This is a genomic window from Streptomyces sp. MBT65 (assembly GCF_016612545.1).
GTDB lineage: Bacteria > Actinomycetota > Actinomycetes > Streptomycetales > Streptomycetaceae > Streptomyces.
In genome coordinates this window covers 44,165-51,296 of record NZ_JAENRY010000025.1, presented here as the reverse complement: position 1 = coordinate 51,296, position 7,132 = coordinate 44,165, and the positions used below count along the sequence as shown (strand labels likewise).

Here is a 7,132-nt window from a genome sequence, read left to right as displayed (position 1 = left end):
GGGCGGGGGCCTCCCGTAGGGGAGTGACAGTGTGCGGCGACCACGTCAACACCACTGGGGACCTTGGGGGGTTCAGTGCGGCAGGGGGGAATAGTCGGGCCCTTTCCGTCGGCGCGCGAGCGTCTGGCGAACGGGGCGATCGGACAGCCGGCGATCGAGTGGGAACAGCGGTACAGACGTACCGTGATCTTCAGCGACACCGTGGCCACGGCCTGCGTGGTGGGGGCCATCGGCGACTTCTTCGGGGCCCGGGACGCGGCCAACTGGCATGAGAAATGGGGCATTCTCGCCTTCGGCACCCAAGTTTTGGTGCTGGGTGCGCTGGCGATCAGCCGCTCGTGGTCCCCGGCCGTACTCGGCCAGGGCGCGGAGGAATTCCGCCGGTTGGGACGCTCGCTGTTCACGGCGACCGTCGTCCTGGCACTCGGCGGGATCGCGCTGACCTCGCGCAACATCAAGCTCTGGATCTTCGTCGCGATCCCCGCGATCGCGATCGTCACCATGACCGAGCGGTATGTGCTCCGTCTCTGGCTGCACCGACAGCGCAACGAAGGACGCTGCTTGAGACCGGTGCTCGCCGCCGGAAGCCCGGCCACCGTGCGCGACCTGATCAGCCGGACCCGCAAGTTCCCGCACCTCGGCTGGCGCGTGGAGGCCGTGTGCACGACCGACGGCCGCGGGGTCGACGGCGAGCAAGGCGGCCTGGACGGCGACCAGTTGGACGGCGTGCCGGTCATCGGCCTGCTGGAGGACGTCGCCAAGCACGTCCGCCACGACGGCTACCGGGTCGTCGCGGTCACCCCCGACCCGCACTGGTCACCGGACCGCTTGCAGCGGCTGGCCTGGAACCTCGAGGGCAGCGACGCCGAGATGATCGTGGCCCCCGTGCTGATGGAGGTGGCCGGCCCGCGGCTGCACGTGGACGCGGTGCTCGGGATACCGCTGCTGCGGGTCAGCATGCCGACCTTCACCGGAGGCCGCCGGGCGATCAAGGGGGTCGTCGACCGGTTGGGCGCGGCGTTCCTGCTGGTGCTGTTCGCACCGCTGATGATCCTCGTCGGGCTGTTCGTGCTGATGGACAGCCGGGGCGGGGTGTTCTACCGCCAGCGCAGAGTCGGCAAGGACGGCCGCGAGTTCACCATGCTGAAGTTCCGCAGCATGGTCGCCGACGCCCACAGCGCGCGTGCCGCACTGGCCGAGCGCAACGAGGGCGCCGGCCTGCTGTTCAAGCTCCGCCGGGATCCGCGGGTGACCCGGGTGGGAGCGGTGCTGCGCCGGTACTCGATCGACGAGCTCCCGCAGCTCATCAATGTGCTCACCGGGTCCATGTCGCTCGTCGGCCCCCGGCCGCCGCTGCCGGAGGAGTCCGCCGAGTACGGCCCGGACATCCGAAGACGACTGCTGGTCAAGCCCGGGCTCACCGGTCTGTGGCAGATCAGCGGGCGCAGCGATCTGCCGTGGGAGGAGGCCGTCCGGCTCGACCTGCGGTACGTGGAGGACTGGTCGCTGGCCCTGGACACAGTGATCTTGTGGAAGACCTTGCGTGCCGTGATCCACGGGCAGGGGGCCTACTGATGCGCGGGGGTCGTCCGACCGGCGCGCGGACCGCAGGCCGCAGGGGCCTGCGTGGGGGGAGAGAGCGGTCATGAGAGTCAGCGTTTTCGGGCTCGGCTACGTGGGCTGTGTGTCGGCCGCGTGCCTGGCCAGCATGGGGCACGAGGTCATCGGGGTGGACGTCAACCAGGTGAAGGTCGACCTGGTCAACGACGGCAAGGCCCCGGTGGTGGAGGAACGTATCGGCGAACTCATCGCCGAGGTCGTGCGGACCGGAGCGCTGCGCGCCACCCGCGACGTCCGCGAGGCGATCGCGGACAGCGAGGTGTCGCTGATCTGCGTGGGCACCCCGTCGGAGCCCAACGGCAGCCTGTGCACGACCTACTTGGAGCGGGTCACCGAGGAGATCGGCGCCGCGCTCGCCGAGCGGGGCGGACGGCAGACCGTCGTGTTCCGCAGCACGATGCTCCCGGGCACCTGCCTCAACCTGCTGGTGCCGATCCTGGAGAAGCACGTCGGCGGCACGGCCGGGGTGGACATCGGAGTCGCGGTCAACCCGGAGTTCCTGCGCGAGGGCACCAGCGTGAAGGACTTCTTCGACCCGCCGAAGACCGTCATCGGCGAACTAGACCCGGCGAGCGGCGACGCGGTGGCGGCCCTGTACGAGGGCCTGCCCGGTGAGGTGTTCCGGGTGCCGATCCCGACCGCCGAGGCCATCAAGTACGCCGACAACGCGTTCCACGGCCTCAAGATCGGCTTCGCGAACGAGCTGGGCGCCGTGTGCCAGGCCCTCGGGGTGGACTCGCACCAGGTGATGGACGTGTTCCTCGCCGACCGCAAGCTGAACATCAGCCCCGCCTACCTGCGCCCCGGCTTCGCCTTCGGCGGCTCCTGCCTGCCCAAGGACCTGCGCAGCCTGGTCTTCGCGGCGCAGCGGGCCGACGTCTCGGTGCCCATCCTCTCCCACGTGCTGGCCTCCAACTCCGACCACCTCCAGCGCGCGGTGGACATGGTCGAGCGCACCGGCAAGCGCAAGGTGGGCCTGTTCGGGCTCTCCTTCAAGCCCGGCACCGACGACCTCCGCGAGAGCCCGCTCGTCGAACTCGCGGAACGGCTCTTCGGCAAGGGCTACGACCTCAAGATCTACGACGCCAACGTGAGCCTCTCCCGACTGCTCGGCGCGAACCGCGAGTACATCGAGAGCCGGCTGCCGCACCTCGCCCAGCTCCTCGCCGACTCCGTCGACGAGGTGCTCGACCACGCGGAGGTGTGCCTGGTCGGGAGCAAGGACCCGGCCGTACTGGCGGCGCTGCCCCACGCGGGCGAACCCCTGATAGTCGACCTCATCCGCCTTCCCGACGCCGAAGTGCGCCGGACCGAACCGGGATACATGGGCCTTGCTTGGTAACGAGACCGGCGGCGACGGCACAGGCCGTCGCGCGCTGATCCTGGTGGAGAACCTCTCGGTCCCCTTCGACCGGCGGGTGTGGCAGGAATGCACCACGCTGCGCGACGCGGGCTGGGAGGTGCACGTCATCTGCCCCCGGGGAGAGAAGCGGGACACGGAGGCGGAGGCGGTGATCGACGGGGTGCGGATCCACCGCTACCCGTTGCGCGCGGCCACCGGCGGACCGGCCGGCTATCTGCGGGAGTACGGATCGGCGCTGTGGCACACGATCCGGCTGGCCCGCAAGGTCGGCCCGGTCGACGTGGTGCACGCCTGCAACCCGCCGGACCTGCTGTTCCTGCCGGCCCTGTGGATGAAGCGGCGCGGCGCGCGGTTCGTCTTCGACCAGCACGACCTGGTGCCCGAGCTGTACCTCTCCCGGTTCGACCGCGGCGAGGACCTGCTCTACCGCGCCGTGTGCGCGCTGGAGCGGCGCACCTACCGGACCGCGGACATCGTGCTCGCCACCAACGAGAGCTACAAGGACGTCGCGCTGAGCCGTGGTGGCAAGCGGCCGGAGGACGTCTTCGTGGTGCGCAGCGCGCCCGCCACCGACCGCTTCCAACCGGTCCCGCCGGAGCCGGAGTTGAAGCAGGGCAAGCCCCATCTGCTGTGCTACCTCGGCGTGATGGGCCCCCAGGACGGTGTCGACTACGCCCTGCGGGCCCTGGCGAAACTCCGCGACGAGGTCGGCCGTACCGACTGGCACGCCGTCTTCGTCGGGGCCGGTGACGCCTTCGACGCGATGGTGGAACTGTCCCGGCAGCTCGGCCTCTCCGACCAGGTGGAGTTCACCGGACGCATCCCGGACGCCGACCTGGTGCGCTACCTGTGCACCGCCGACGTATGCCTGTCTCCCGACCCGCACAATCCGCTCAACGACGTGTCGACCATGAACAAGGTCCTGGAGTACATGGCGATGGGACGGCCGATCGTCTCGTTCGACCTCCGGGAGGCGCGCGTATCCGCCGGTGATGCCGCCGTCTACGCGCCCGCCAACGACGAGGCCCAGTTCGCCAAGCTCGTCGCGCTGCTCCTCGACGATCCCGAGAAGCGGGCCCGGATGGGGAAGATCGGCCAGGAGCGGATCAGCGGACCGCTGTCCTGGGAGAACTCGCAGGCGTCACTGCTCGCCGCCTACACCGCCGCCTGCCGGGGCCAAGCCCCGGTGTCCGCGGGTGGGCCGCTCCGTACGGGGAAGAGGCCGCTCCATTGAATGACGACACGATCCGCCTGGTCACGATCGGACGGATTCTCCGTCGGCGGTGGCGGCTGCTGGCCGTCCTCGCCGTAGTGGGCGCGCTCTTCGGCTACGGCACCTCGGTGCTGCTGCTCCCGCCGCGCTACACGGCAGAGGCATCGGTCCTGCTGCCGGGCCAGTGGGAAGAGCGCGAACTGCTGACCCAGGTGGACATCGCGACCAGTTCGGCGGTGGTCGACCGGGCCGCAGCCGCGCTCAACTGGGGCGTCAGTGGCACCGAGTTGCAGAAAGACGTGAGCGCGAAGGCGGACGACGGGAACATCATCAAGGTGTCCGGTACGGCCGACACCCCCGAGCGCGCGCAGCGGCTCTCCGATCAACTGGCCCAGCAGTTCGTCACGTTCGCCACCCGTATCGCGGGCGGCAGCACCGACCCCGCGGCGGACACGGCCACGGAGGCGCTGCGCAAGCAGGTCGCGGAGACCAACCGCCGTATCACCGACCTGGCCACCGCGGCCGATCCGGGGCAGACCGTGGAGAGCGTGCAGGCCCGCACCGAGCTGGAGGGGCTGCGCACCGCGCTTCAGGACGCCCTGAAGAAGCTGGAGGACGCCGACCCGACGGCCGCCAAGGCCAACATGGTCGTCATGGGCCCGGCACCCCGGCCGACCGGCGCCGCGGCGCCGACGCGGACCCAGCTCATCGGCGCCGGTGCGCTGCTGTTCTTCCTGCTCGCGATCGTCGGCCATCTCGCCGCCGCACGCGTCAGCCGCCGGCTGCGCACCGAACCGGAGATCGCCGCGGCGCTCGGCTCGCCGTTCCTCGGCGTCGTCGACGTGCCCGGTGAACAGCGCGGGCAGCACCCCGAGGGCAGTGGCTCACGGGCCCGGCTCCGCCGGCTGCTCGGCACCGACACCCGATGGGACACACCGACCCCGCACCGGTCCGGCGACGAGGCGGAGCGGCGGATCCGATACCGGCGGGTGTGCGCCCGCCTCAAGGACCAACTGCCCGCCCCCCGGCGGCTGTTGGTCGTCGTACCGGAAGGCGACGAGGTGGCCCGCCGGGCCGCGAGACAGCTCGTCAACGAGGCCGGCGGCGATCCGCTGCTGCGGCTGGTGGAGGTCTCGGTGGACCGGCCGATCGTGCCGGACCGCGCCACCGAGTCCGGTGTCCTGGCCGTCCTCAGCGCCGGGAGCTGGACCGCCGGGGAACTCGCCGGCATCGCCGAGGCGTGCACGGACGGCGGGCACGAGGTCGTCGGCGTCGTCGTCGCCGGCACGGTCCGCACCCGACCGACGGAAACCGCCGAACGCCTTGCGGACGACGCCACTTTGACGTTCGCGGTACAGGGCCACGCGACAGGAGATTCAGCGTGACGACGAGCACGACTTCGGAGTCGTCGGCCTCCACGCCGCTCCTCGACCTCCAGGGGCTGGTGGTCGCGGTGCGCCGACGCCGCCGCCTGTGGGGCGCCATGGCGGTCCTCGGACTGCTGGGCGGCGCGGCCGTGGCGGTCGTGCTGCCGCCGGCGCCGGCCGCGGAGACCAAGGTGCTGGTCGCGCATCAGGAGGACCAGCCGAACGACCCCGGAACACTGATCCGCACCGACGCCCAGTTGCTGGCCACCACGCGGATCGCCGACCGGGCCCTGAAGGCCCTCAAGTCCTCGGAGAAACCCGAGGACTTCATGCGGGACTACCGGGGCGCCGGCCTGACCAACAACGTCCTCCAGATCGACGTCACGGGCAAGACGGACGCGGAGGCGGTGGCCCGGGCCAAGGCGCTGGCCGACGCCTTCGTCGCGGACCACGCCCAGCGCATCCGGGACATCGCCAACGCCAACGCCCAGGGCCTGCTCGATCAGCAGGCCCGGATCAAGGCGGAGCTCGCCGACGTCAACAGGGCGATCGGCGGCCGGACACCCGACACCGACCCGAAGGACGCGGCGAGCATCGAGTCGCTCTTCGCGCAGCGGGCCGAACTCACCTCCCGGATCTCCGACTTCGGGGAACGCGCCGAGGAGGCGCGGGTCGGCGCGCCCCAGCTCATCGCCGCCACCCAGATCGTGGACGCCCCGCGCGCGGTACGGCACTCCCTGCCCAAGGCACTCGTCACCGACGGTGTGGTCGGGCTCGTCCTCGGGCTCTTCCTCGGGCTCGCGCTGGCCGCCGTCGGCGTGGTGGTCGCGGACCGCCCCGTGCTGCGCCGGGACATCGCGGCGAACCTCGGCGCCTCGGTCATCGCGGAACTGCCGCGCAGGTCGGGCCGGTTGTGGCAGCGCAAGCGCACCCGGCTGGCCCGTGAACGGCTCACCACGACGCTGGCCCGCACCGCGCGCGGCTCGGCGGAACCCCTGTCGCTGCTGGAACTGGGCTGTGCGCGCGGCACCACCACGATCGCCCTCGGCCTCGCCCGGGCCCTGGGCGAGGACGGCCCGGTGACCGTCGTCGACGGCCTCCCCGGCACCCAGCTCTCGGGCCGCCGCCCGAAACCCGGTGACCCCACCGTGGTCGGCGCCGAACGCGCCCCGGCCCTGTCGCCCCAGGAGAGCAGGATCGGCGTCGGCTCGGTGGCGCCCGGCACGGCGTGGACCGACCTCCAGCACCTCGGCACCCGGACCGTGCTCGTCGTCCGCGCCGGGCACGGCAGCGCCGCCTGGCTGCACACCGTGGCACGGCAGCTCGCGGACCAGCGCATCCCGGTGATCGGCGTGGTGCTGATCGACCCCGATCCGCGCGACCGGACCGACGGCACGCTGTGGGACGGCCTCGCCAACGCGCTGCGCGGCCGCAGCGAACCGCCGACCTGGCAGAGCGGTGGGGCTGCCTCCCACGCCGTCAAGGCAGTGGGGGAGGAACGACGGCTCGCGGAACGGCAGCCGATACGGGCCGCACGGGTCCCGGACAACGACCAGGAGGTGCGGTAGA

At 71.6% G+C, this 7,132-nt stretch carries 5 protein-coding genes; all 5 read left to right on the top strand.

Translation table 11 applies throughout. From position 1 onward, the window contains the following. The first annotated feature begins 75 nt into the window (after positions 1-75). Positions 76-1,575: a sugar transferase gene (locus tag JHN63_RS08435; protein WP_200678446.1), complete on the top strand. Its 1,500-nt coding sequence runs from the start codon at positions 76-78 to the stop codon at positions 1,573-1,575. Between the two features lie 70 nt (positions 1,576-1,645). Continuing rightward, on the top strand, positions 1,646-2,962 hold the full coding sequence (locus tag JHN63_RS08430) for a nucleotide sugar dehydrogenase (protein WP_200678445.1): 1,317 nt from the start codon (positions 1,646-1,648) through the stop codon (positions 2,960-2,962). Further along, positions 2,952-4,217, top strand: coding sequence for a glycosyltransferase family 4 protein (locus JHN63_RS08425; protein WP_200678442.1), 1,266 nt, complete (start codon positions 2,952-2,954; stop codon positions 4,215-4,217). The genes JHN63_RS08430 and JHN63_RS08425 overlap by 11 nt, the downstream gene beginning before the upstream one ends. Then, positions 4,214-5,581: a Wzz/FepE/Etk N-terminal domain-containing protein gene (locus tag JHN63_RS08420; protein ID WP_200678440.1), complete on the top strand. Its 1,368-nt coding sequence runs from the start codon at positions 4,214-4,216 to the stop codon at positions 5,579-5,581. The genes JHN63_RS08425 and JHN63_RS08420 overlap by 4 nt, the downstream gene beginning before the upstream one ends. Next, positions 5,578-7,131 (top strand): Wzz/FepE/Etk N-terminal domain-containing protein, encoded by a 1,554-nt coding sequence (locus JHN63_RS08415; RefSeq protein ID WP_200678439.1) that lies wholly within the window; start codon positions 5,578-5,580, stop codon positions 7,129-7,131. Before JHN63_RS08420 ends, JHN63_RS08415 begins: the two co-directional genes overlap by 4 nt. The last annotated feature ends 1 nt before the right edge of the window (position 7,132 follow it).